The 24,684-nt window shown below is 42.0% G+C and carries 21 protein-coding genes; 7 read left to right on the forward strand and 14 right to left on the reverse strand.

Translation table 11 applies throughout. The annotated features are described in order from the left end of the window. Positions 1-67: 67 nt before the first annotated feature. Complete coding sequence (gene tyrA, locus A9260_RS15225; RefSeq protein WP_068700444.1) at positions 68-1,198, reverse strand: bifunctional chorismate mutase/prephenate dehydrogenase; 1,131 nt, start codon at positions 1,196-1,198, stop codon at positions 68-70. A gap of 12 nt (positions 1,199-1,210) precedes the next feature. Continuing rightward, positions 1,211-2,284 (reverse strand): 3-deoxy-7-phosphoheptulonate synthase, encoded by a 1,074-nt coding sequence (locus tag A9260_RS15230; RefSeq protein WP_068700446.1) that lies wholly within the window; start codon positions 2,282-2,284, stop codon positions 1,211-1,213. 268 nt (positions 2,285-2,552) lie between these two features. Here A9260_RS15230 and A9260_RS15235 point away from each other — a divergent pair, with 268 nt between their 5' ends. Together A9260_RS15235 and btsR are read left to right on the forward strand one after the other, a co-directional pair. Next, positions 2,553-4,253, forward strand: coding sequence for a sensor histidine kinase (locus A9260_RS15235; RefSeq protein ID WP_068700448.1), 1,701 nt, complete (start codon positions 2,553-2,555; stop codon positions 4,251-4,253). Continuing rightward, positions 4,246-4,971, forward strand: a complete 726-nt coding sequence (btsR, locus tag A9260_RS15240) for a two-component system response regulator BtsR (protein WP_068700450.1) — start codon at positions 4,246-4,248, stop codon at positions 4,969-4,971. The genes A9260_RS15235 and btsR overlap by 8 nt, the downstream gene beginning before the upstream one ends. Here the strand turns inward: btsR and nagZ are convergent. Further along, positions 4,945-5,934 (reverse strand): beta-N-acetylhexosaminidase, encoded by a 990-nt coding sequence (nagZ, locus tag A9260_RS15245; protein WP_068700452.1) that lies wholly within the window; start codon positions 5,932-5,934, stop codon positions 4,945-4,947. The genes btsR and nagZ overlap by 27 nt on opposite strands. A gap of 94 nt (positions 5,935-6,028) precedes the next feature. Here nagZ and A9260_RS15250 point away from each other — a divergent pair, with 94 nt between their 5' ends. The 3 genes from A9260_RS15250 to A9260_RS15260 all read left to right on the forward strand — a co-directional run bounded on the left by A9260_RS15250 (position 6,029) and on the right by A9260_RS15260 (position 9,850). Next, positions 6,029-7,147, forward strand: a complete 1,119-nt coding sequence (locus A9260_RS15250; RefSeq protein ID WP_068700454.1) for an anhydro-N-acetylmuramic acid kinase — start codon at positions 6,029-6,031, stop codon at positions 7,145-7,147. Between the two features lie 37 nt (positions 7,148-7,184). Then, complete coding sequence (gene murQ, locus A9260_RS15255; RefSeq protein ID WP_068700456.1) at positions 7,185-8,090, forward strand: N-acetylmuramic acid 6-phosphate etherase; 906 nt, start codon at positions 7,185-7,187, stop codon at positions 8,088-8,090. A 260-nt stretch (positions 8,091-8,350) separates the two neighbouring features. Beyond that, positions 8,351-9,850 carry a hypothetical protein gene (locus tag A9260_RS15260; RefSeq protein ID WP_068700458.1) on the forward strand — a complete coding sequence of 500 codons (1,500 nt, stop codon included), beginning with the start codon at positions 8,351-8,353 and terminating at the stop codon, positions 9,848-9,850. Positions 9,851-9,941: 91 nt separating this feature from the next. On the opposite strand, the gene A9260_RS15265 is transcribed toward A9260_RS15260, so the two are convergent. Continuing rightward, positions 9,942-10,286 carry a DUF2799 domain-containing protein gene (locus A9260_RS15265; RefSeq protein WP_068700462.1) on the reverse strand — a complete coding sequence of 115 codons (345 nt, stop codon included), beginning with the start codon at positions 10,284-10,286 and terminating at the stop codon, positions 9,942-9,944. 215 nt (positions 10,287-10,501) lie between these two features. On the opposite strand from A9260_RS15265, the gene A9260_RS15270 reads away from it, so the two are divergent. Next, positions 10,502-11,986 carry a carbon starvation CstA family protein gene (locus tag A9260_RS15270; protein WP_068700464.1) on the forward strand — a complete coding sequence of 495 codons (1,485 nt, stop codon included), beginning with the start codon at positions 10,502-10,504 and terminating at the stop codon, positions 11,984-11,986. Between the two features lie 61 nt (positions 11,987-12,047). Here the strand turns inward: A9260_RS15270 and ispH are convergent, their stop codons facing one another. The 7 genes from ispH to queA all read right to left on the reverse strand — a co-directional run bounded on the left by ispH (position 12,048) and on the right by queA (position 19,401). After that, entirely contained in the window at positions 12,048-12,992 is a 945-nt protein-coding gene (ispH, locus tag A9260_RS15275; protein WP_068700467.1) for a 4-hydroxy-3-methylbut-2-enyl diphosphate reductase, read from the reverse strand. A gap of 193 nt (positions 12,993-13,185) precedes the next feature. After that, positions 13,186-13,617 (reverse strand): FKBP-type peptidyl-prolyl cis-trans isomerase, encoded by a 432-nt coding sequence (gene fkpB, locus A9260_RS15280; RefSeq protein WP_068700469.1) that lies wholly within the window; start codon positions 13,615-13,617, stop codon positions 13,186-13,188. Between the two features lie 87 nt (positions 13,618-13,704). Further along, complete coding sequence (secF, locus tag A9260_RS15285) at positions 13,705-14,652, reverse strand: protein translocase subunit SecF (RefSeq protein ID WP_068700471.1); 948 nt, start codon at positions 14,650-14,652, stop codon at positions 13,705-13,707. 11 nt (positions 14,653-14,663) lie between these two features. Next, positions 14,664-16,517: a protein translocase subunit SecD gene (gene secD / locus A9260_RS15290; RefSeq protein WP_082957162.1), complete on the reverse strand. Its 1,854-nt coding sequence runs from the start codon at positions 16,515-16,517 to the stop codon at positions 14,664-14,666. A gap of 22 nt (positions 16,518-16,539) precedes the next feature. Beyond that, the gene (gene yajC / locus A9260_RS15295; RefSeq protein ID WP_068700475.1) at positions 16,540-16,875 is read right to left on the reverse strand and encodes a preprotein translocase subunit YajC; all 336 of its coding nucleotides are present in this window, start codon (positions 16,873-16,875) and stop codon (positions 16,540-16,542) included. A 144-nt stretch (positions 16,876-17,019) separates the two neighbouring features. Beyond that, positions 17,020-18,153 carry a tRNA guanosine(34) transglycosylase Tgt gene (tgt, locus tag A9260_RS15300; protein ID WP_068700477.1) on the reverse strand — a complete coding sequence of 378 codons (1,134 nt, stop codon included), beginning with the start codon at positions 18,151-18,153 and terminating at the stop codon, positions 17,020-17,022. Between the two features lie 195 nt (positions 18,154-18,348). Further along, entirely contained in the window at positions 18,349-19,401 is a 1,053-nt protein-coding gene (queA, locus tag A9260_RS15305; protein WP_068700480.1) for a tRNA preQ1(34) S-adenosylmethionine ribosyltransferase-isomerase QueA, read from the reverse strand. A 264-nt stretch (positions 19,402-19,665) separates the two neighbouring features. Here queA and A9260_RS15310 point away from each other — a divergent pair, with 264 nt between their 5' ends. Continuing rightward, positions 19,666-20,109: a CBS domain-containing protein gene (locus A9260_RS15310; protein ID WP_068700482.1), complete on the forward strand. Its 444-nt coding sequence runs from the start codon at positions 19,666-19,668 to the stop codon at positions 20,107-20,109. Between the two features lie 105 nt (positions 20,110-20,214). Here the strand turns inward: A9260_RS15310 and lysS are convergent, their stop codons facing one another. From lysS to recJ, 3 genes are all read right to left on the reverse strand, one after another. Next, on the reverse strand, positions 20,215-21,720 hold the full coding sequence (gene lysS, locus A9260_RS15315) for a lysine--tRNA ligase (protein WP_068700484.1): 1,506 nt from the start codon (positions 21,718-21,720) through the stop codon (positions 20,215-20,217). A 12-nt stretch (positions 21,721-21,732) separates the two neighbouring features. Further along, a protein-coding gene (gene prfB / locus A9260_RS15320; protein WP_156684073.1) for a peptide chain release factor 2 occupies positions 21,733-22,831 on the reverse strand; the annotation gives its coding sequence in 2 pieces (ribosomal slippage) (positions 21,733-22,755 and positions 22,757-22,831; 1,098 coding nt in all). A 113-nt stretch (positions 22,832-22,944) separates the two neighbouring features. After that, positions 22,945-24,684: a single-stranded-DNA-specific exonuclease RecJ gene (gene recJ, locus A9260_RS15325; protein ID WP_068700488.1), complete on the reverse strand. Its 1,740-nt coding sequence runs from the start codon at positions 24,682-24,684 to the stop codon at positions 22,945-22,947.

Consider the following 24,684-nt stretch of genomic DNA (forward strand, 5'->3'; position numbering starts at 1 on the left):
TATCTAATTATCTGGTTTGCATAAAAAAAGGTCGCAATTAGCGACCTTTTTTATTTTAACATAGATTTTAATTATCTCTTTGAATAGAGTCATTGGCTTGCTTTAACAAGGTCTGACTTTCCAACATAAACTGCTGAGAGTAGTCACCAAACCATTCGGAAACAGAGTTAAACTGATTCACAAAAGCACTTTTATCATGGTGTTCTAATAACGCAACTGCTTCGCCTAAACGTTGATGAAAACGCTTTATCATCTTTATATTCTTTTCAGAAGAAAGAATGATATCACCATATAAATCAGGGTCTTGAGCAAACAAACGCCCCACCATTGCGATCTCTAATCGGTAAATCGGTGAGCTTAGTTTAAGCAGTGTATCGATATCTGGGTTTTCTTTGCTTAGATGTAAGCCATACGCGAACGAGGTAAAGTGACGAAGTGCCTGAATAAGTGTCATACCATCATCATGCTGCTCTGCATCCATTGGGCATAAACTTGCGCCCCAAATGGCAAATTGCTCAAGTAGCCACTGATACTTCTGCGCATCTCGACCTTCACAATGAACAATAACTTGCTTTGCCAGACTTGGAACATCTGGGCCAAACATTGGGTGAAGCCCTACTACAGGTCCTGCATGTACTTCCAGCATTGCCTTTAAAGGTTTTGCCTTAATTGAAGTAAAGTCACACAAAATGCACTCTTTAGGCAAATTATCTAACTTAGCAATAACAGATTCAGTTTTGTTAATCGGTACCGTGACAATCACCAAGCCCGCCGTTTTAAATAACGTCTCAGCTTCATGCCAATTTTTACTACCTAGCACTTTTACATTGTAACCAGAAAGATCAAACATCTTTCTAAATAGGCTACCGAGTTGGCCATTACCACCGATAATGACCACATCACCTAAATCAGGATTCAAGCATTTAAAGCCAGAGTCTTTTTCACTTGCATAAGACTCACGCATGACTCGGCGCAGGATATCTTCAATAAGTTGAGGCGGAATACCACGCTTCTGCGCTTCATTTCGACGAGAGAGTAACATTGCTGCCTCTCTATCTGGGGCATAAATAGGCAGGCCATGTTCACTCTTAACCTCGCCTACTTCTTCCACCAATTTTAGTCGTTGCTCCAGTAGATCAAGCATTTGCTTATCTACTGAATCAATCTTATCTCTTAAACCCTGTAGTTGCTTTGCCATGCTGGTACTCTATTACTTGCTTAATCTGTCTTGTAAAACCGGAATGAGCTCTTTGTGAGCTTGGGTCAATAGTGCCTCAGTTGACTCCCAATTGATACATGCATCAGTAATAGAAACACCATAGGTCATTTGATCAAGCGGTATATCTGAGCTCTGATTGCCTTCGTGAATATTACTTTCAATCATCAAACCTATGATGGATTTATTACCTTCACGGATTTGCTGGATAGCATCAGAAGCAACTAATGGCTGACGACGAAAATCTTTACGAGAGTTAGCGTGGCTACAGTCAATCATCAGTGCTGCGTCCAAACCAGCTTTTGCTAGTTCATCTTCACATTCACGAACAGAAACTGAATCATAGTTAGTCTGCTTACCACCGCGTAGGATGACATGCCCTTCTGGGTTACCTTTAGTTGTCAGTAATGCCACTTGTCCTGCACGGTTAATACCAATGAAGCGGTGGCTAGAAGACGCTGCTTGCATCGCATTAATAGCAGTAGAAAGGCTACCGTCTGTACCATTTTTAAAGCCAACAGGCATTGAAAGGCCACTCGCCATTTCTCTGTGGGTTTGTGATTCTGTAGTACGAGCGCCAATTGCAGACCAGCTAAATGTATCAGCAAGATACTGAGGGCTAATTGGATCAAGCGCTTCTGTTGCTAGAGGAATGCCCATGTCAACAAGTTCAACTAATAGCTTACGAGCAGTGTGCAGACCATGTTCAATATCAAAAGAACCATCTAGATGCGGGTCATTAATCAGTCCTTTCCAGCCAACAGTAGTACGCGGCTTTTCAAAATAAACTCGCATCACTAAGTAAAGCTGATCGCCAACAACTTCAGATAACGCTTTTAGACGTTTGGCATATTCTTTAGCTGCTTCAATATCATGAATAGAACAAGGACCACAAACGACCACTAGTCGATGATCTTTCTTACTGATGATATTAGCGATAGTTTCACGAGACTGCTGAACAAACTGTCTTGCCGTTTCACTCAAAGGAATCTTAGTTTTCAATTCTTCTGGAGTGATTAAAACTTGCTCTTGACTGATATTAACATTGCTTAGTTCGCTGCGCTGCATAGTGCCACCGTAAATAAATTTGTACGTAAACTTTAAGATATGTTTCAACAATACCTGAAGACAAATATTATTCAAGTGTTTTGTACGTTAATTATTACAGTTAATGTACAGTATAGTTTACAGCATGATTTTTAGAGTCAATTATATAAACCAATTTACTCTTACTTTAGGTGTGGTGACTAAACTTTATTTAAGCCACTGGTATCACAGTTATTGGTTAGGTTTTCGATTAAATTGCCCCCCCTATATCAATTTAGAGTTAAACATAATGGAACTGATTCTATCTCTCCTGCAACAAATGTGTGTTTATCTCATGGTAGCGTATACCTTAAGTAAGACGCCTCTCGTCATTCCCCTACTTAACATTTCAGAACGATTAAGCCACAAGCTCATCTGTTACGTGATGTTTTCTCTTTTTTGTATTCTTGGTACCTACTTTGGTTTACAAATTGGAGATGCCATTGCCAACACTCGCGCAATAGGCGCAGTCTTAGGGGGAATATTTGGAGGGCCTATTGTTGGGTTTGCTGTCGGTCTCACCGGTGGTTTGCATCGCTATTCTATGGGCGGATTTACCGATCTTGCTTGCGCAATATCAACCACAACAGAAGGATTGATTGGCGGATTAGTTCATCTATATCTAGTAAGAAAAGGGCGAGCAGATCGATTATTTAGCTCTGTTGTAGTTTTTAATGTCACTTTATTTGCTGAAATCATTCAGATGGCCATTATTTTAATTGTGGCAAAGCCAACGTCACAGGCGATAGATTTAGTCGAAACCATTGCTGTTCCGATGATATTAGCTAACTCATTAGGCGCGGCTTTCTTTACTAGTATCTTGCAAGATAGAAGAGCTATTTTAGAAAAATACTCATCGACTTATTCAAAAAGAGCTCTCAACATTGCAGAGCGCAGTGTGGGGGTATTATCTGAAGGGTTAAATACCAAAAGCGCACAAAAAATCGCATCTATAATCCAAGATGAAACTAACGTTGGTGCGGTAGCGATTACCGATAAAGAAAAAATATTAGCCTTCGAAGGCATAGGCTCTGATCATCACAAGCCCAATACATTAATTTCATCTGAATACACGCTCACATCAATGAAAGAAAAACGAATAATCTATCTTGATGGAAGAAGTAGCCCTTATCAATGCTCCCTCTCTGCTGATTGCAAGTTAGGCTCATCTCTGGTTATCCCATTAATTGCAGATGATAAGGTTATTGGCACAATTAAGCTGTATGAACCAAGGGTCAAACTATTCTCATCGATCAATATGACCATGGCTAAAGGTATTGCCGAATTGCTTTCTAGCCAAATTTTATATAGCGAGTATCAACAGAAAAAAATACTACTATCACAAGCTGAAATAAAATTACTGCATGCGCAGGTCAACCCACACTTTTTGTTCAATGCACTCAACACTATCAGTGCTATCACTCGACGAGATCCCGGAAAAGCAAGAGAGCTAATCCAGCATCTTTCACAGTTTTTCCGTGGCAACCTGAAACGAAATACGGAACTTGTTACTCTCAAAGAAGAGTTAATGCACGTTAACTCTTATCTTACGATTGAGAAATCTCGCTTTGTTGATCGCTTAGATATCAACATTGATATTGCCGAGCATCTGCTTGATAAAATGGTACCGAGTTTTACCCTACAACCTTTAGTTGAAAATGCGATCAAACATGGCGTATCCAATCTTTTAGAGAGTGGTGTCGTAAAAGTATATAGCAGTCCAGATCCTATGGGCGATAGGATTACCGTTGAAGATAATGCCGGTTCCTATCAACCAGAAAATAAAGATCAAACAGGGCTTGGCATGCAGATTGTCGCTAAGCGTTTAAGCAACTACTTTGGTGAAAAGCACAGATTAAAAATCGAATGCGAACCGAATAAGTTCACTCGTATGAGCTTCACTATTCCCAATAATTACAACAAAAATAATCACGAGAATAATCATGCTTAGAGCTTTAGTGGTCGACGATGAACTGTTTGCAAGAGAGGAGTTAAGTGAACTTCTAGAACAAACTTTACACATAGAAGTGATTGATCAAGCAAGTAACGCTATTCAAGCACTACAAAAAATCAATACCTTAAAGCCTGATGTAGTTTTCTTAGATATCCATATGCCCCAAGTATCGGGTATTGAACTGCTCAGTATGTTAGATCCAGATACGATGCCGGCAGTGGTGTTTGTTACTGCCTATGATAAATATGCACTTCAAGCATTTGAAGATAATGCTTTTGATTATCTTCTAAAACCAATTGACCCACAAAGGTTGAATAAGACCGTTTGCCGATTAAAGAAACTGTTTAATAAAGATAAAATCAATGTGGACTATGCTGCCATAACTCCTAACAACTTAGAGCAAGTACCTTGCTGTGGGCATAACCGTATTATGCTTATTCCTGTTGATAGTATTGAGGTGGCCTATAGCGACTTTAGTGGCGTTAATATCCAAACCTCAGAGCACACCACCAGCAGCCAACTCACGCTAAAAGTGCTTGAAGAAAAAACCCCACTTATACGTTGTCATCGACAATATTTAGTCAGCCCAAAGGCAATTAGAGAAATTAGATTATTGGATCAGGGCTTGGCGGAGATCATTACGCTTAATGGCCACCAAGCCCCTGTTAGTCGTCGTTATTTAAAGGTATTAAAGGAAAAGCTCGGCTTTAGCTAATGCCTCAACTGCTTCTTTCCACTCTCTTGACGAGCGCAGTTCGTTAAGGGTTATGGTGTTTTTCTTAGCGAGTGAATAAGCACCTGGGACTTGAGTAATTGGTAAGGTATCCAAAATTTCTACGGCGCTATTTCGGTTATTACACATCAGTACCATATCGCAGCCAGCTCTTAAACTTTGCATTGCCTTATCAACTGGCCCTCCCATCACACCTGCGCCTTCCATATTGAGATCATCAGAAAAGACTAAGCCTTTAAAGCCTAGTTGCTGACGTAATACAGATTTAAGCCAATATTCAGATCCACTAGCAGGCATATTGTCATATTCAGGATAAATGACATGCGCAGGCATCATTGCATCTAACAATCCAGCCTCTATTTGAGCTCGGAAGATTGCCATATCAAGATCAAAAATATTGTCTCTAGTATCAATTGGGGTTTCTTTATGCGAATCTGCAATCACACCACCGTGCCCCGGAAAATGCTTACCCGTTGTCGCCATACCCGCTTGTTTCATGCCTAACATAAAAGCAGAGCTATGACTGATGATCGTCGCAGGATCTTCCCCAAAGGCACGCGAACCAATGGCTAGACACTCATGCCCTTGATCCAATACAGGAGCAAAACTAAGATCGATGTCATGAGCGATAATTTCTGCAGCCATCAACCAACCAGCTTGTTTAGCCAGTTGCTCTCCATTGGACTTAGTCGCAAAATTTTGCGCTGCAGGGATTTGGCTAAAGCCATCTTTAAAACGTTGTACTCGTCCGCCTTCTTGATCAACACCAATTAAAATTGGGCGTTTTGACGCTTTGCGAATCGATTGAGTCAACGCTTGCAACTGCTCATTATCATGATAGTTTCGCGCAAATAGAATGACACCTCCAACCGTAGGATGTTGCAGAATCTCACGTTCCTCAACATCAATCTCATAGCTTTCAACATCCAACCATAACGGCCCCATACTTCATCCTTATATCGTATAACTAATGTGGCATTAGCAGAGTATTCAGTTTATTGTATTTTGACAATGTTAGAACGGATCCCACACCTCAAATATGAATAAAAAAGAGCTTTATATTGGCATTATGTCCGGAACTAGTCTAGATGGTGTAGATTTGGCTTTAGTTCGCTTTGAAAATGGGAAAACGCACTGCCTTGATACCTTTGAGTTTCCGTTACCAGAACAGTTAAAGCAGCATACGCTACAAGTCTGCCAAGGACAGCCGACGACTCTAAAGCAGATAGGTACACTGGATCATCAATTTGGCCTATTATACGCCGATGCAGTGAACGCTTTTCTGTCTCATCGAACACTTGATGCTAGCGATATTACTGCCATCGGCTGTCATGGACAAACCGTATACCACCAGCCTACAGGTGACACGCCATTCACCACTCAAATTGGCGATGCCAACCTCATTGCCATCAAAACAGGCATAACTACCGTCGCCGATTTTAGACGTAAAGATATGGCGCTTGGTGGCCAAGGCGCGCCATTAGTGCCGGCTTATCATCAAACTCTATTTCCTACGACCCAGAGCTGCAAAGTAGTGCTCAACATTGGGGGTATTGCCAATATTTCAGTCTTGAAACCTTGTGGTGAAGTGCTTGGTTATGACACCGGCCCGGGTAATATGCTGATGGATGTGTGGGTTCAAAAGCACCTAGGCAAGCCTTTTGATCATGATGGGCTATTTGCTCAAAAAGGTGTTGTTTGTAAGCCGCTTCTAGCGCATTTTATGAGTGACCCTTACCTCTTGCAGTTACCGCCCAAAAGTACAGGCCGAGAACATTACAATTTAGCTTGGTTAGAAGAGATATTATCGCAGGTAAACCTCTCTATCTCAGCGCAAGATGTACAAGCCACTTTATTAGAATTTACCGCAACAAGTATTGCGGAGCAGTGCATTCATTACCAAACCTCACATGATGACCAATTACTGGTCTGCGGAGGCGGCGCAAACAACCCTCTGCTAATGCAAAGACTACAATCACTGTTACCTCAATGGCATATTGGCTCTACAGACTCTCAAGGTATCAGTGGCGATTATATGGAAGCATTAGCCTTTGCATGGCTGGCCTATCGACGTATGCATAATCTTCCTAGCAATTTACCTAAAGTCACAGGAGCTTGCCGAGCAACTTCACTTGGCGTCATCTATCAGGCCGAATAAGCCATACAGAATTAAGCTATACAGAATAAGGTTCACTATGTCACAAACTACATTGATCAACTCACTAGCCAAGTTAGTGTCGGAAAATCGCAATCCAAATACTATGGATATTGATACGCTCAGCTCTTTTGAAATTGTAGAAAAGATGAATCAAGCAGATGCCGAAGTGCCTGTTGCGATCAGTAAAGAATTACCACAAATAGCCAAAGCGGTTGATGCTATTTGCTTGGCTTTCTCTCAAGGAGGAAGACTTATCTATATTGGCGCAGGAACCAGTGGCCGACTAGGTGTGCTTGATGCCTCAGAGTGCCCTCCGACCTTTAGCGTTGAGAGTGAACAAGTTATCGGAGTCATTGCCGGTGGTAAAGAAGCTATGTTTCAAGCTCAAGAAGGGGCAGAAGACAGTTTAACCTTAGCAAAACAAGACTTATCGGCACTTAATTTAACCGATAAAGACGTTGTGGTGGGGATTGCTGCAAGCGGTCGTACTCCCTATGTCATCGGTGGTTTACAGTATGCCAATCATGTGCAGGCAACCACAGTTTCGATTTCATGTAATCCTGATTCTGAAATTGCTCAGCAAGCACAGATAACTATATCTCCGATTGTTGGTCCAGAAATATTAACTGGCTCAACTCGCCTAAAGGCCGGTACTGCGCAAAAACTCGTGCTTAATATGCTCTCTACAGCCAGCATGATCAAAGTAGGCAAAGCCTATCAAAACCTAATGGTCGACGTAAAACCAACGAATAAAAAGCTGATAGCTCGCGCGATTCGAATTGTGATGCAAGCAACTGAGTGTGATGAGATACAGGCAGAAAGAGTGTTGAAACAAGCGGATATGAAGGTAAAACTGGCTATCATGATGCTGCTAACAGGAAAAGATAAAGCTCAATCTCAAGCGCTTTTAGAGCGCCAAAGCGGTTTTATACGCCAAAAATAGCCATAACAACCATTAATAATACATCTTAGAATCCTGCCGTTTGTTCAGCTAATGTCAGGAAATATTAACTGAATGTAAATTCACGCAGATAAATAACTTCTCAATTTTAATGATTGCTTGATCTTGTTCACAAAAATAAAATCAAACAATCATAAACATCTGCGTCGATTGACTTTCTATATTGAAATAAGCGTTTTCTATAAAAGCCTATTTTAATGTTTGAAATAGACGTCCTTTAAATTAGTTATTAAAGAGATTCTATGCAATTCAATACATCAAAACTCGCTTTGGTTACCATCATCGCAAGTGCTATTGCACTTGGTGGTTGTCATGATTCTAATCACCACGACAAAACGGCAATTAAAGCTCCGGATGATGGTGAGTTAGGTAGTCTAACGCTAACTAAAGAAGAGCAAGTTCGTAAGAACCAACTAATGGTAATTGCAGGACTAGATGCTGCACTCGCGACTACTTATGCTATTGATGAAGATGCCACTAAAGATATTCTAGATGCAGCAGAAGCTAAGCAACATAAATCGATTGCAACTGCATTCCCAGGGTCTACTGCAGGGCTTATCCCATTTGCTCTTCAGGCTGAATTATCATCAATTCAACATGCTATGGGCTGGCCTGAATACTCAGCAACGCTAGATTCTGTAAAAGAGTTCATGCAAGAAATAAGCAGTGCTCAGGGAAATGGCGTATTTAATCTAGGTGCTGATTTTCCATACACAAAAGATCTAAATGGACAAACGTATGATTGGAATGAATTAGCAACGCAAATTCACTACATAAACTCTCATTTAGACACTCAGATTACACTTGATAACGGCAATAAAAAAACAATCCGTGAAAACCTATCTGCTTATTACACAGGAGATCTTTCCGCTTCTGTTGCTAATATCCCACCGCTACCAAAAGCATCAGGTGGAACAGTTAAAGCAGTGGATCTTAAAGCTGAACTAAAAGCTAAGTTTTATCTCGATGATCAAGATGCACAACTAGTGCTTGAGAAAGCGAGTAAGAATCCTACGCTAGCTAAAAACATTCAAGTTATGTTAGCTAAAGCTGATAATGATCTGATTTTCCACGGCACAAACCCTGCAGATTTCGACTTTGAATCACCTGCAACGAACAATACCCCTGGCTATATTCAAACTAGCTGGACACCTGAATTGAAAGCTCGCTTCATGCGTATCTTTGGTCAAGTGATGTTCTTATATAACACGCCTGAATTTGAAGCTAAATTCAATGATGGTAATAATATGGCCATGCTAGATAAAGCAACGCAAGGTCAGCCTGGGCCGTTTAATACCGCAATGCCAGACAACTTCGCTCAACTCAAAGCTGACTCTCTTGTGACGACTGAAAGCCACAAACTAAAAGTCATCTTATCTGCAAGTAAATCTGGATTTGACTATGGTATGGCTGCGGCTAAAGGGTCTCCACAACCAGTAGTGATGACAGTAGAAGCGGATACTCTTCTTCACGCAGGTTTTGGTCAAGTGCCGCTTGTTGCACACGAATTTAGCCACACTTGGGGTTATGCGCATGATCCTGTCAACGAAACCATGCTAAAACCGAATAACATCCCTTACTACGTTCAGTTCATCATGGGTTATAACCAAGACCTACATGCATTATGTGGTGATAACGCGCAATGTCATGCTAGCTCTAAAGCTGATCTTGGTGCGCCTACGTTAACTTGGGGTAACTCTAACAGTATCCAAGTTAAGTACTTTGGCTTTAATACTTTCTAAAATAGAAAGTCGCACCATAAAATAAGAAGATAAAACAAAAGCCGGTCAGTTCAACACTGACCGGCTTTGTTTATATTAACCGTTATAAAAGTTAGTTTTGCTCGTTCCAACCGCGTTGCCATTCCATACGAAACTTCAACGCATCCTCTGAGCCTTCACAAACACCATTATAATACTGCCCCGATAATCCAATTTGATAGGCAAAGTTAGGGTTACAGTATTCTTTAACGCCTTGTGAATAACCTTCTTCGTAAGCGCCCATATTGGCTGAACCTAACTCGTTAAGTGTGGCATACGATCGCTGAGTTTTTCCTTTCATACCATCAGCATAGCCAATTCCCTTCCAATCACCCTTTGCTACTAGCGCCTCATCCCCACTTGCACATGCAAATAAAAGAGGAACGACAAGCAGTAGAACCAGCTTAAATCCTTTCATTGTGACCTACTTAACAGTTTGTTTATTTGAGCTTAGCATACCTAAATCACATAATCTCAAACAGTAAATTAGCGATAACCACTCAACTAAGTATTCCACCACTTAATCCAATATTCGACCACTGACCCTCGCGCCTAATGTGGTTGTTTTTAGGGTTTTGTACTATGTCAGTAGACAATTTATTAAATTTACCCTTACACAAAGAGAATACAGATATGATGTGGTTTCTTACCTGTGTAGCAGCATTAATTGCAGGCTACTTTATATATGGCTCCATAGTAGAAAAGATTTTTGGCATAAATGAAAGTCGCAAAACTCCAGCCATAACTAAACCCGATGGCGTTGATTTTGTGCCAATGTCGACCAAGAAGGTTTACCTAGTTCAGTTGCTTAATATTGCAGGTGTTGGCCCAATCTTTGGTCCTATTATGGGTGCATTGTATGGTCCTGCGGCAATGTTGTGGATTGTATTGGGCTGTATTTTTGCAGGTGCAGTACACGACTACTTCTCAGGAATGTTATCGATACGAAATGGCGGAGCTTCTGTACCAACATTAACAGGTCGCTACCTGGGCAATGGTGCCAAACATTTTATGAATATCTTTGCCATTGTTCTATTACTTCTTGTCGGTGTGGTCTTTGTATCCGCACCAGCGGGGATGATTACTAACCTAATTAACGACCAAACGAATATGACGGTGACTATGGGTAGCATGGTCAGCATTATCTTCATTTATTATATTATCGCGACTATCGTACCCGTTGATAAAATCATTGGTCGCTTCTATCCATTATTTGGCGCGCTACTAATCTTCATGTCTGTTGGTTTAATTACAGCTGTTGCGCTATCAAGTGAACACTCTGTTATGGGTGATTTCCAAGTTAGCGATATGTTCACTAACATGAATCCACATGACCTGCCTCTTTGGCCTGCACTATTCATTACCATTGCTTGTGGTGCTATTTCTGGCTTCCATGCAACGCAATCTCCATTAATGGCTCGTTGTATTGAAAATGAAAAAAATGGTCGCTTTGTATTTTATGGTGCAATGATCGGTGAAGGCATTATCGCTCTTATCTGGTGTGCTCTTGCGCTATCATTCTTTGGCTCTGTTGATGCTTTGTCAGATGTGATTGCATCCGGTGGCCCAGGTAAAGTGGTTTATGACTCATCATTTGGTTTACTTGGTGTGTTCGGTGGTATTCTTGCTTTCTTAGGTGTGGTTATCCTTCCAATCACTTCTGGTGATACTGCGTTCCGTTCTAGCCGTCTAATTCTGGCTGAATACTTTAACCTTGACCAACGCAGTATGCGTAACCGCCTAATGATGGCTGTTCCTCTATTTGTTGTTGGCGGCGTCTTAACTCAAGTAGACTTCGGCGTGATTTGGCGCTACTTCGGCTTTGCTAACCAAACAACAGCAGTAATGATGCTTTGGACTGCTTCTGCTTACCTACTGCGTTATAACAAATTCCATTGGATTACGACTATCCCAGCGATGTTTATGACGACTGTGTGTATCACTTTCATCCTCAACAATGCAAAACTGGGCTTTGGTCTGAATATGGAAATCTCAACTATCATTGGCGTTATCGTCATGTTGGGTATTACCGCTCTTGTGATTAAGATTTCAAAAGGTAAAGGCGAAACCGACCTTCGTAATGAAGACAAACCGGAAACCGTAACCGAAAACGTCTAATCCAAAAGACAAAAAAATGGGCTTCCAGTGGAAGCCCATTTTTATCATTTGCAGAAAAAGATTAAAGTAATTTAACCTGTAACTCTTTTGGCACTTCAAAGAACATATTCTCTTCTCTACCGGTAATCTCAGTGACTTCATTGCAATCAGATAACGTCTTGATTCTTTCTAAGATTGCATTGACCAAATCTTCAGGGGCAGATGCTCCAGCGGTCATACCAAGCTTATTTTTATTCTTAAACCAGTCTGCATTAAGATCTTCAGGACAATCGGTTAAATAAGCCGGAGTACCCAATTTCTCTGCTAATTCTTTTAATCGAGTTGAGTTTGACGAGTTTTTAGAACCCACCACAATCATCACATCAACCTCACTTGCCATAGTGCGCACCGCATCTTGACGGTTTTGCGTGGCATAGCAAATATCATCTTTGCGAGGACCTTGGATCTCAGGGAATACTTGACGTAAACGCTCAATCACATCCGCAGTTTCATCAACCGACAAAGTAGTCTGACTGACATAATGCAAATTAGAAGCATCGTTTACCTGCAATCTATCCACATCATCTGGCTTTTCAACTAGGTACATGCCGCCTTTTTGACTGGCATACTGCCCCATAGTCCCTTCGACTTCGGGATGACCAGCATGACCAATCAACACAACTTCAGTGTGTTTTCGACTGGCACGAGCCACTTCCATATGTACTTTAGTGACCAGAGGACAAGTTGCGTCAAATACGGTTAAATCTCGTGATTTGGCTTCATTACGCACCGCTTGTGATACGCCGTGGGCGGAGAAAATCACAATATTATCGTCAGGCACTTCACTAAGCTCTTCGACAAAAATAGCACCTCGTGCTTTTAGTCCTTCCACAACAAAGCGGTTATGCACCACTTCATGTCGGACATAAATAGGTGGCTGATACATCTCAAGCGCTCGCTCAACAATGCTGATGGCTCGATCAACACCGGCACAAAAACCACGTGGGTTAGCTAATAAAATTTCCATTGTCTTATCTTTCATTAATGAAGGCCTTGTTACTCAATCAATAAGCAACCTCAATTTGCGCTCATTGTACCGATATTATGAAGGTAACCTCAAGGTCGTAATACCCACGAATTATAAGTGGGTACTTCTACTGAGGTAAAATTGTTGGGCTAAGTCGTTATATCTAATCGCTATATTTAGTGATTGTACTTAGTTAATCGATAGCAATAATTTCAACATCAAAGGTTACGTCACGTCCCGCTAATGGATGATTAAAATCAACCGTTACAGAATCTCCGGCTATCTCAGTGATGATACCGGGTATTTCCATACCATCAGGGCCATTAAATGCCATGATAGTTCCAACCTCTACATTTGCTTCACCGACAAATTTAGCACGATCCATATAGTGAATGCTGTCAGGGTTTGGTAAACCAAATGCATCAATGGCTTTTAGAACAACACTGTTTTTATCTCCGGACTTTAATCCAAGCAAACAAGCTTCAAAGTTGTCACTCAAACTGCCATCACCAATAACCAGTTTGGCAGGTTTACCCATTTGATAAGTGCTATCGGCAATAGAGCCGTCTTCAAGCTTTATTGCAAAGTGCATTGTCACCGCACTCTCTTTTTTAATGACAGACATGGTATCTCCTTTACCGATTCAAACCGAAAAAAAACGGCCAACACATCGTTGACCGTTTCAAAAGACTACTAGATATAAGACAAAGGCTTAAGGCATTTCGTCAAATTCTGCGCCTTCCTTCTCAACTTTTGGTGGCATTAGGTGCTCACGAGAGACACCAAGTTTCAATGCTAAATTCGACGCAACATAAATTGAAGAGTATGTACCAACAGTAATACCCAATAGTAATGCCATAGCAAAACCATGAATGTTTGCGCCACCTTTAGTGAACAAAGCAATAACCACGAACAATGTTGTACCAGAGGTAATCAATGTACGACTCAATGTTTGAGTAATCGCGCCATTAATAATCTCTACAGAGCCACCCTTACGTACGCGTCGGAAGTTCTCTCTAATACGGTCAAATACTACGATCGTATCGTTGAGGGAGTAACCAACAACGGTAAGAAGTGCCGCAACAATTGTTAGGTCAACTTCTATTTGTAGGATAGAGAAGATACCAATGGTAATGATGACATCGTGCGCAAGTGCCAGTACAGCACCGGCCGCTAGACGCCATTCAAAACGCATGGATACGTACAATAAAATACAGATTAGAGAAACTATGATCGCAAGACCACCAGCTTCAGCAAGCTCATCACCCACGTTAGGACCAACAAACTCAACACGACGCATCTCAACAGATTCGCCAGTGCCTTCTTCTAGGGCTTGAATAATCTGAGCGCCTAGCTTCTCGCCTTGTAAGTCTTCATGAGGTCGTAAACGTACAATGACATCACGCGCAGAACCAAAGTTCTGCACCGTTGCATCGCCAAAGCCTCTCTGATCTAAAGCCGTACGAATTTCGTCTAATTTAGCAGGATTTTCAAAACCGACTTCAATTAGAGTACCACCGGTAAAATCAAGGCCCCAGTTCAACCAGTTAGTTGAAATGGTATAGACCGAAGCGGCAATCATTAGTAAAGAAAAAACAACCGCGCCTTTTGACCAGCGCATAAAGTCGATCGTTTTTTCAGTTCTCATTAGTTGAAACATGGAAATACCTTCTAGATCGACAGTTTGTTGATGCGTTTACCGCCGTACAGCAAGTTAACCACACAACGTGTACCAATAATCGCAGTAAACATTGAGGTTAAAATACCGATAGACAGAGTGACAGCAAAGCCTTTAATCGCACCAGTACCAACAGCAAAGAGAATGATCGCTGTAAGTAATGTTGTGATGTTTGCATCGGCAATAGTACTAAATGCATTGGCATAGCCTTGGTGAATCGCTTGTTGAGGACTACGCCCTTCTCTAAGCTCTTCACGTATCCGCTCAAATATCAATACGTTAGCATCCACCGCCATACCGACCGTCAATACAATACCGGCAATACCCGGTAAGGTCATCGTGGCACCTGGAATCATCGACATAATACCGATAATCAACACTAGGTTAGCCATTAGCGCCATGTTGGCAATAAAACCAAATTTACGATAGTAAACAAGCGTAAATAGCATTACCGCAACCATACCCCAAATACACGCCTGAATACCCATTTCGATATTCTGTTGACCCATAGATGGACCAATGGTGCGCTCTTCTACAATCGAAATCGGCGCAATCAATGCACCAGCACGAAGTAGTAAAGCAAGGTTATGAGCTTCAGCCGCTGAATCAATACCAGTAATACGGAAGCTACGACCTAAAGCAGACTGAATCGTCGCCTGGTTGATCACTTCTTCATGCTTGTTAAGTATGACTTTACCTTCAGGAGTGCGTTTACCGCTGTCCTTGTATTCCGCAAATACCGTTGCCATCAACTGGCCGATATTTTGACGAGAGAAAGCGGCCATTTTGCTGCCACCTTCGCTATCTAGCGAAATGTTTACCTGAGGTCGGCCATATTCATCGGCACTTGAACTTGCATCAGTAATGCTTGAACCGCCAAGAATGACACGTTTTTTCAGTACCGCAGGGCGACCATCACGGTCGAACTTAACTTCACTACCAGCAGGTACTCGACCATTTGCAGCAGCCGCTAAGTCAGCTTGCATGTCCACTTCACGGAATTCTAATGTCGCTGTCGCACCCAAGATTTCTTTCGCACGAGCGGTATCCTGAACACCAGGTAATTCCACAACGATACGACTAGTACCTTGACGTTGAACCAATGGTTCAGCTACACCTAGTTCGTTGACACGATTACGCAAAATAGTAATGTTTTGCTCTACGGCATAGTTACGAATTTCAGTAAGACGAGCCTCAGTAAATGTGGCTGTTAGCAAAAATCGACCATTGCTGTCTGAATCAGCAAACAACATGTCAGGGTGTTTGGATTTGAGAGTGCTTTCTGCTTGAGCTAATTGCTCTGCATTACGTAAGGTGATTTCAACAGAGTCTTTACCTGCACGAATGCCACGGTAACGAATTTTCTGCTCACGTAATTCACTACGGAAGGCTTCTTCCTGTTGTGAGATAAGCTTGTCCATCGCAGCGTCCATATCCACTTCCATTAGGAAGTGCACACCACCACGTAAATCAAGACCTAGCTTCATCGGCTCAGCGCCAATGCTTTCTAGCCAAGTTGGCGTTGAAGGCGCAAGGTTAAGTGCTACGATAAGGTCTGAACCGAGTGCTTCACTAACAACATCACGCGCACTAATTTGCGTATCGGTGTCATTAAATCGGACTAAAATTGAGCCATTTTCTAGCACAATAGACTTATGAGATAGGCTCTGTTCATCAAGAGCTTGGGTGATAGAATCCATAGTAGCCATATCAACAGAAGCACCACGTGCTCCTGTGACTTGTATGGCTGGATCTTCACCGTAAAGATTCGGAAGGGCATATAATGCCGCAACTAAGATGGCCAATAAGACCATCAAGTACTTCCATAACGGATAACGGTTTAACACAGCGAGGATCCTCTAGCTGTTTTTAAAGAGACTTCAGCGTACCTTTTGGTAACACTGCAGTTACGAAGTCTTTCTTAATAACAACTTCATTGTTTGGGTTTAACTCGATAGCAAGGAAATCATTCTCTTCAGAAACAGAAGAAATCTTACCAACTAGGCCACCGCTTGTTAGAACTTCATCACCTTTGCTCATAGAAGCAAGAAGGTTTTTATGTTCTTTAGCGCGCTTAGCTTGTGGACGGTAAATCATGAAGTAGAAAATAACTGCAAACATGCCAAGCATGATCAGCATTTCAAAACCACCACCTTGTGCTGAACCTTCTGTCGCCGCGTGAGCTTGAGAAATGAATAGACTCATTAAAAATCCCCTTTTTAAAATAATCGTAATTAAAGTTATAAGACTAAATGTGGTTTCATCGTCCCTTTTTCAAGGGCTAAGCGATAAAACCACCTAGGTAGATGTAATTATTTGTATGACTACATCACCTTTTCTGACGGTTTATTATGCTTCTGCTTTTAACATCGGCGGCACATCTCTATCGCGACGTGCATAAAACTCTTCTACAAAAGCGTCAAATCGGTCTTCGTCAATCGCTTTACGGATGCTTTCCATTAGGCGTTGATAGTAACGAAGATTATGAATGGTATTTAGGCGAGAGCCTAAGATCTCATTACAACGATCTAGATGATGCAAATATGATTTAGAATAGTTGCGGCAAGTGTAACAGTCACACTCAGGATCTAGAGGTGTTGTATCTGTTTTATGTTTTGCGTTTCGGATCTTGATCACACCGCCGGTCACAAATAGGTGTCCATTACGTGCATTTCGAGTTGGCATCACGCAATCAAACATATCAATACCACGACGAACACCTTCAACAAGATCTTCTGGCTTGCCTACACCCATAAGATAGCGAGGCTTATCTTGTGGTAATTGTGGGCAAGTATGCTCAAGAATACGGTGCATATCTTCTTTAGGCTCACCAACGGCTAAACCGCCAACTGCGTAGCCATCAAAACCGATGTTTGTAAGACCTTCTACAGAAACATCACGTAAGTCTTCATAAACACCACCTTGAACGATACCAAATAGAGAGTTGGTATTTTCAAGCTTGTCGAAATGATCTCGTGAACGTTGAGCCCAACGTAAAGACATTTCCATCGACTTTTGTGCTTCATCATGTGTTGCAGGGTAAGGCGTACATTCGTCAAAAATCATGACAATATCAGAGCCAAGATCTTTTTGAATCTCCATGGACTTCTCTGCATCCATAAAGATTTTGTCACCGTTAACTGGGTTACGGAAATGAACACCTTGTTCAGTGATCTTACGTAGATCGCCTAGGCTGAAAACTTGAAAGCCGCCTGAATCGGTCAGAATAGGACCCTGCCAGTTCATAAAGTCATGCAAATCACCATGTAGCTTCATCACTTCTTGACCCGGTCTTAGCCATAGGTGAAAAGTGTTACCTAGCAATATTTCAGCGCCCGTTTCTGTTACTTCTTCAGGTGTCATACCTTTTACAGTACCGTAAGTACCAACAGGCATAAATGCAGGGGTTTGAACTGAACCTCGCTCAAACTGCAATTGACCACGACGAGCTGTGCCGTCTGTTTTCTTAAGTTCAAATTTCACGAATTACTCCAATGCGCCAGAGAAACAATCTGACCGTTAGTTTAGGACAATAATCTAACTCTTGATTTGCCCTAAAGAAGAGTGCGCATATAAATGAAAGAAATGAATATCCTTACACGATGCAAACACTCATAAAATGAATTGTATCGAACCCTCCTCATCAAATGAGGATGGTATCTAACTTTACTTTTTTACTTATAATCCTTCACGAGTCACAAACATCGCATCACCATAACTAAAGAATCGATACTGATTCTTAACAGCATGTTGATACGCTTCCATAACATGATCATATCCTGCCAATGCACTGACTAACATAATCAGTGTTGACTCTGGTAGATGGAAGTTAGTCAGTAAGCAATCAATCAGTTGGAATTGATAACCCGGATAAATAAAGATATCCGTATCACCAAAAAATGGTTTTAGCTCAGTGCCATTTTTCACAGCATCTTGCGCAGCGCTCTCTAATGAGCGAACCGATGTGGTGCCGACAGCAATAATACGGCCACCTGCGGCTTTAGTTTCATTGATCGCATCGACAACGTCTTGAGTCACCTCGACATACTCGGCATGCATATGATGCTCAAGAATGTTATCCACTCTAACCGGTTGGAATGTACCAGCGCCCACATGAAGAGTGACAAAAGCGAGCTTTGCGCCTTTGGCTTTAATTTTTTCTAGAATTTCATCATCAAAATGTAAGCCCGCAGTAGGGGCTGCAACCGCGCCTGGTTTCTCGTTATAAACCGTTTGATAACGCTCCTGATCGGAATCATCATCAGGGCGATCAATATAAGGAGGTAAAGGCATGTGCCCTACTTCTTCTAATATTTGTAGAACAGCCTTGTCAGACGTGAAGCGAATCTCAAATAAAGCATCATGCCTTGCAACCATTTCAGCTGCATATTGATCGCTATCGCCAAGAAACAGTTGTGTGCCAGGCTTTGGTGATTTAGATGCGCGTACATGAGCTAAGATCGTATGCTCATCCACCATTCGTTCAACTAATACTTCAATCTTTCCGCCACTGGCTTTACGGCCAAATACGCGCGCAGGAATCACTCGGGTATTATTAAAGACTAATAGATCACCATCATTCACGAGATCCAAGATATCGGTAAACGTCTTATCTTGCAGTGCACCGGTGCTACCAGTAAGTTGTAACAAGCGACTGGACGTACGATCCGGCATTGGATAACGTGCGATCAATTCATCTGGTAGGTCAAAATGAAAATCTGAAACTTGCATGCGATAGTGATCCTAGGCTAAATATTTTGCAGGGCGCTAGTATAGATTGCCATCAGACAAGATCAAGGGGATATAAGGAAGTTCATAAAGTAACGGTGACATAAGAACAATCTTAATTTTATTTATCTCAATATTAAGTCATCTTATCTCATAGAATTATCTTGCCTATTCGGCAAAATATTAGGGGTAAATCAAAGTAAAAATCCCGGCTGATTACTATAGTTAAAGTAGATCAATTAGTTCGGGACTTACTAGGAGATTACTATGATAAAAATAGTCGAGTTGATGACTCGCAACCCCTATACTCTGTTGCGTTCCAATACTCTTGCCGATGCCAAAAAACTAATGGCTGAACATGAAGTTAGGCATGTTCCTGTTGTTGATGTGGATGATAAATTACTTGGCTTAGTCACACATCGAGATATCTTGGCAGCCCAAGACTCAAACCTGCAAATTAATCCAGACTCTGGTACTTACACTCTAGATACACCACTCAATCAAGCGATGAGCAAAAATGTCATTGCCGTGAGCCCACATGCGGGTTTAAGAGAAAGTGCGCTCATGATTCAAAAACGCAAGGTAGGTTGTTTACCCGTTGTCGAAAATGAAAAGCTCGTCGGCATTATCACCGACAGTGACTTTGTGACTATTGCGATCAATTTACTTGAGCTACAAGAAGAAGTTGAACCGATAGAAGCGGGCACATAAAAAAAGCCACATCATATTTTGATGTGGCTTTTTCATTACTTTAGTTTTCGTCATTTTTACCAAGTAGCTAATAGAATAGCTAACCTAGCAAAGATGACTCAGAAACTACTGCTGAGGACGCATCGCAGGGAATAGGATCACGTCGCGGATAGTGTGTGTGTTGGTAAACAACATCGCTAAACGGTCAATACCAATACCTTGACCGGCTGTTGGCGGCAAGCCGTGCTCTAGAGCAGTAATGTAGTCTGCATCGTAGTACATTGCTTCATCATCACCTGCATCTTTCGCATCAACCTGCGCTTTAAAGCGTGCATCTTGATCTTCTGCATCATTAAGCTCAGAGAAACCGTTAGCCACTTCACGACCACCGATAAAGAACTCAAAACGGTCAGTAAAGAATGGGTTGCTGTCGCTACGACGAGCCAACGGAGAAATATCTGCTGGGTAGCCAGTAATGAAGGTTGGTTGAATAAGCTGAGGTTCAGCTGTTTCACCGAAGATCTCTTCAAGAAGCTGACCACAAGTCCAGAAGCTTTCTACGTCAACATGCACAGATTTTGCAATCGCAACCATCTTGTCACGATCTTGAATCTCATCTTCTGTCATTGCTTGAATTTCAGCATGATCAGGGTTGTATTTCTTGATAGCATCAAACATGCTTATGCGAGCGTAAGTGCCACCAAATTCAACCACTTCTTCACCGTAAGGCATTGAAGTAGAACCTAGCACATCAACCGCTACCGTACTTAGCATCTCTTCAGTCAGATCCATTAGATCTTTGTAGTCAGAGTAAGCTTGGTAGAATTCCATCATAGTGAATTCTGGGTTGTGACGAGGTGACAAACCTTCGTTACGGAAGTTACGGTTAATTTCAAATACGCGATCAAAACCACCCACAACTAAACGTTTAAGGTAAAGCTCAGGAGCAACACGCAAGTACATGTCGATATCTAGTGCATTATGGTGCGTGATGAAAGGACGCGCTGTTGCGCCGCCAGGAATCACGTGCATCATTGGCGTTTCAACTTCTAAGTAACCTTTGCCACTCATGAAGTTACGGATAGCAGACACTAGCTTAGAGCGAATGATGAACGCTGAACGTGAATCTTCATTCACAATTAGATCAACGTAACGCTGACGGTAACGCATTTCTTGGTCTGTTAGGCCGTGAAACTTCTCAGGCAATGGACGAAGTGCTTTAGTTAGCAATTCGTACTCTTCCATGTTCACGTAAAGGTCACCTTTACCTGATTTATGTAAAGCACCTTTGATACCAACGATATCGCCGATATCTAAACCTTGGTATTTCGCTTTAAGAGTCTTTTGAACTTCTTTAGCTGCATAACCTTGAATGCGGCCTGAAGTTTCTTGGATCACCAAGAATGGACCACGTTTTGCCATGATACGGCCAGCAATAGCGACCACATGGTTAAGCTCTTCTAGCTCTTCTTTTGATTTTTCACCAAACTGAGCTTGAAGATCACCCGCTAGGCTGTCACGACGAAAGTCGTTAGGGTGACCGTTTGCCTTGCATTCCTTGCGGATTGAATCCAATTTCGCACGGCGCTCTGCAATCAGTTTGTTTTCATCAATTTGAACTTGGTCAGTCATATTACACCCTTATTACAGCCCTGATTTCAGGCTAGCTTCGATAAATTTGTCTAAATTACCGTCTAAAACGGCTTGTGTATTTCGGTTTTCGACACCGGTACGAAGATCCTTGATACGAGAATCATCCAGTACGTAAGAGCGGATTTGACTGCCCCAACCGATGTCAGATTTAGCGTCTTCGTTTGCTTGTTTCTCTGCATTTTGCTTCTGCAATTCAAACTCAAACAATTTAGCGCGAAGCTGTTTCATTGCTTGGTCTTTATTCTTATGCTGAGAACGGTCATTCTGACACTGAACCACGATATTAGTTGGTACGTGAGTAATACGAACCGCAGATTCAGTGGTGTTTACGTGCTGACCACCCGCACCGGAAGCGCGGTATACATCGATGCGAAGATCCGATGGATTAATATCGATCTGAATGTTGTCATCAATCTCTGGATAGATAAATGCAGACGCAAATGAAGTATGGCGACGACCACTGGAATCAAATGGTGATTTACGCACTAAACGGTGTACACCGGTTTCTGTGCGAAGCCAGCCATAAGCATATTCACCAGAAACACGTACCGTTGCGCCTTTGAGGCCAGCAACATCACCATCGGAAACTTCAATGACTTCAACTTTAAAGCCTTTCGCTTCTGCCCAGCGCAAATACATGCGCAGCATCATTGAGGTCCAATCTTGAGCTTCAGTGCCACCAGAGCCTGATTGCAAATCAATATAGCAATCTGATGCGTCATGATCGCCAGAAAACATACGACGAAACTCTAGCTTGGCAAGTTTAGCTTCAAGCTCAACAAGCTCAGGCTCGATTTCATCAAACGTTTCTTGGTCTTCTTCTTCAACCGCTAACTCTAGCAAGCCATCTACGTCTTCGACACCTTGATCCAGTAAATCAATGGTTTCAACTACGGCTTCTAATGATGCACGTTCTTTACCAAGCGCTTGAGCGCGCTCTGGTTCATTCCATACATCCGGTTGTTCAAGTTCTGCATTTACTTCTTCTAGATGCTCTTTCTTAGCGTCATAGTCAAAGGTACCCCCTCAGGACATTAGTGCGTTCAGACACATCCTGTAGGCGGTTTTTGATTGGATTGATTTCAAACATTTTTGGCCAATATTTTGAATAGAAAATAACCGCGAAATTTTACTTAAAAATGTGACCAAGATACAGAAATATTTTGAAAACAATCAATCTAAGCAAGCTTATTAAGCTGTATCTTAAGCAGCATCGATATATTCGACCATCAGTTGTAAAGTTTGATTACCTCTAAACTCATTAATATCAAGACGATAAGCTAGGCGAACTTTAGTCGTAGCAGGATCTGGCCAACGTCGTAGATCCACATTGAAGGCAATCGCATCAATCATAATGTTAGTGCCATGAGATTTATGTAAAGGCTCTAACATTAGTTTCAGGTGTTTTTCACCCACCAGCTTTTGATGCAGAACTTTAAATTCACCATCAAAAATCGGCTCAGGGAAGGCTTGTCCCCACGGGCCACCATTGCGAATTTCCATAGCGGTATGCATTGAGAATTCTTCTGGCGTCAATTCGCCATCCGATAACACAATCCCTTTCAGTGCATGCTCGTCAATTTCATCTCGTACCGCTTGATCAAACAAATCACTAAAACGTTTAAAGTCGACTTCTTTAATCGTTAAACCAGCAGCCATAGCATGACCACCAAACTTCAAAATTAGACCTGGATTTTGTACATCAATTTTATCAAGAGCATCACGCATGTGCATTCCCTTGATAGAGCGACAAGAGCCTTTGATCAGACCTTCACCGCCATCAGCAAAAGCAATCACAGGGCGATGAAATTGATCCTTAATTCGAGAGGCTAGAATACCGATAACGCCTTGATGCCAATCACGCTGGAATAAAGTAATCCCGTAAGGCATTTCTTGATCGGCGCTAAATTGGATTCGCTCACAAAAAGCCATCGCCTCAATCTTCATCCCCTCTTCTATTTCTCTTCGGGTAATATTTAATGCATCAAGTTCAACAGCCATACGTCTTGCCGCATGTATGTTATTGCTCATTAGCAGTTCAACACCAAAAGACATGTCGTCCAATCGACCTGCGGCGTTAATTCGAGGACCTAAAGCAAAACCAAAATCAGACGCGACCAAACGGCTAGAATCACGTTTAGAAACTTCAATTAATGCTTGTATACCGGGGCGTCCGTGGCCCGCACGAATGCGCTGTAAGCCTTGATGAACCAAGATGCGATTATTTTCATCCAATGCGACCACATCGGCCACGGTTCCAAGTGCAACCAAATCAAGCAACTCAGTCAAGTTGGGCTCGGCAATGCCCATTTGACCAAACCAGTTGCTGCTGCGCATTAGAGCTCTAAGGGCAATCATGAGATAAAAAGCAACACCAACGCCGGCAAGCGCTTTTGATGGAAATCCACACTCATTTAAATTAGGGTTAACCATAGCGTCAGCATTAGGAAGAGTATGTCCGGGTAAGTGATGATCGGTGACCAGAACTTGAATGTTATTGTCTTTAGCAAAGCGCACACCATCGATTGATGAAACGCCATTGTCGACTGTCATAATCAAATCAACACCCATTGCTATCGCTTGTTGCACGACCTCTGGGCTTAATCCGTACCCATCTTCAAAACGATTCGGCACTAAATAATCCACATTACTTGAACCTAGCATACGCAGTGCTAATACCGACAATGCACAAGACGTTGCACCATCAGCATCAAAGTCCCCGACCACAATAATTCTCTTATTGTTTTGTATCGCAGAAAAAAGTAACTGAGCAGCGGCATCAATACCAAACAACTTTTGCGGAGCAAGTAAGCCTTTAGCGCCTCGCTCAAGTTGCGTTATTGATTCAATACCACGAGAGGCATAAATACGCCTCATTAAGGCAGATAAAGAACTAGGAAGATTGGCAATATCAGCAAGGGGACGGCGTTTAATTTCGATCAT

The organism is Vibrio sp. UCD-FRSSP16_30 (assembly GCF_001676025.1).
Classification (GTDB): Bacteria; Pseudomonadota; Gammaproteobacteria; order Enterobacterales; family Vibrionaceae; genus Vibrio.

Coding starts and splice junctions, on each gene's coding strand:
- tyrA (WP_068700444.1), bottom strand. CDS start 1,198: ATGGCAAAGCAACTACAGGGTTTAAGAGATAAGATTGATTCAGTAGAT.
- A9260_RS15230 (WP_068700446.1), bottom strand. CDS start 2,284: ATGCAGCGCAGCGAACTAAGCAATGTTAATATCAGTCAAGAGCAAGTT.
- A9260_RS15235 (WP_068700448.1), top strand. CDS start 2,553: ATGGAACTGATTCTATCTCTCCTGCAACAAATGTGTGTTTATCTCATG.
- btsR (WP_068700450.1), top strand. CDS start 4,246: ATGCTTAGAGCTTTAGTGGTCGACGATGAACTGTTTGCAAGAGAGGAG.
- nagZ (WP_068700452.1), bottom strand. CDS start 5,934: ATGGGGCCGTTATGGTTGGATGTTGAAAGCTATGAGATTGATGTTGAG.
- A9260_RS15250 (WP_068700454.1), top strand. CDS start 6,029: ATGAATAAAAAAGAGCTTTATATTGGCATTATGTCCGGAACTAGTCTA.
- murQ (WP_068700456.1), top strand. CDS start 7,185: ATGTCACAAACTACATTGATCAACTCACTAGCCAAGTTAGTGTCGGAA.
- A9260_RS15260 (WP_068700458.1), top strand. CDS start 8,351: ATGCAATTCAATACATCAAAACTCGCTTTGGTTACCATCATCGCAAGT.
- A9260_RS15265 (WP_068700462.1), bottom strand. CDS start 10,286: ATGAAAGGATTTAAGCTGGTTCTACTGCTTGTCGTTCCTCTTTTATTT.
- A9260_RS15270 (WP_068700464.1), top strand. CDS start 10,502: ATGATGTGGTTTCTTACCTGTGTAGCAGCATTAATTGCAGGCTACTTT.
- ispH (WP_068700467.1), bottom strand. CDS start 12,992: ATGGAAATTTTATTAGCTAACCCACGTGGTTTTTGTGCCGGTGTTGAT.
- fkpB (WP_068700469.1), bottom strand. CDS start 13,617: ATGTCTGTCATTAAAAAAGAGAGTGCGGTGACAATGCACTTTGCAATA.
- secF (WP_068700471.1), bottom strand. CDS start 14,652: ATGTTTCAACTAATGAGAACTGAAAAAACGATCGACTTTATGCGCTGG.
- yajC (WP_068700475.1), bottom strand. CDS start 16,875: ATGAGTCTATTCATTTCTCAAGCTCACGCGGCGACAGAAGGTTCAGCA.
- queA (WP_068700480.1), bottom strand. CDS start 19,401: ATGCAAGTTTCAGATTTTCATTTTGACCTACCAGATGAATTGATCGCA.
- A9260_RS15310 (WP_068700482.1), top strand. CDS start 19,666: ATGATAAAAATAGTCGAGTTGATGACTCGCAACCCCTATACTCTGTTG.
- lysS (WP_068700484.1), bottom strand. CDS start 21,720: ATGACTGACCAAGTTCAAATTGATGAAAACAAACTGATTGCAGAGCGC.
- recJ (WP_068700488.1), bottom strand. CDS start 24,684: ATGATCGAAATTAAACGCCGTCCCCTTGCTGATATTGCCAATCTTCCT.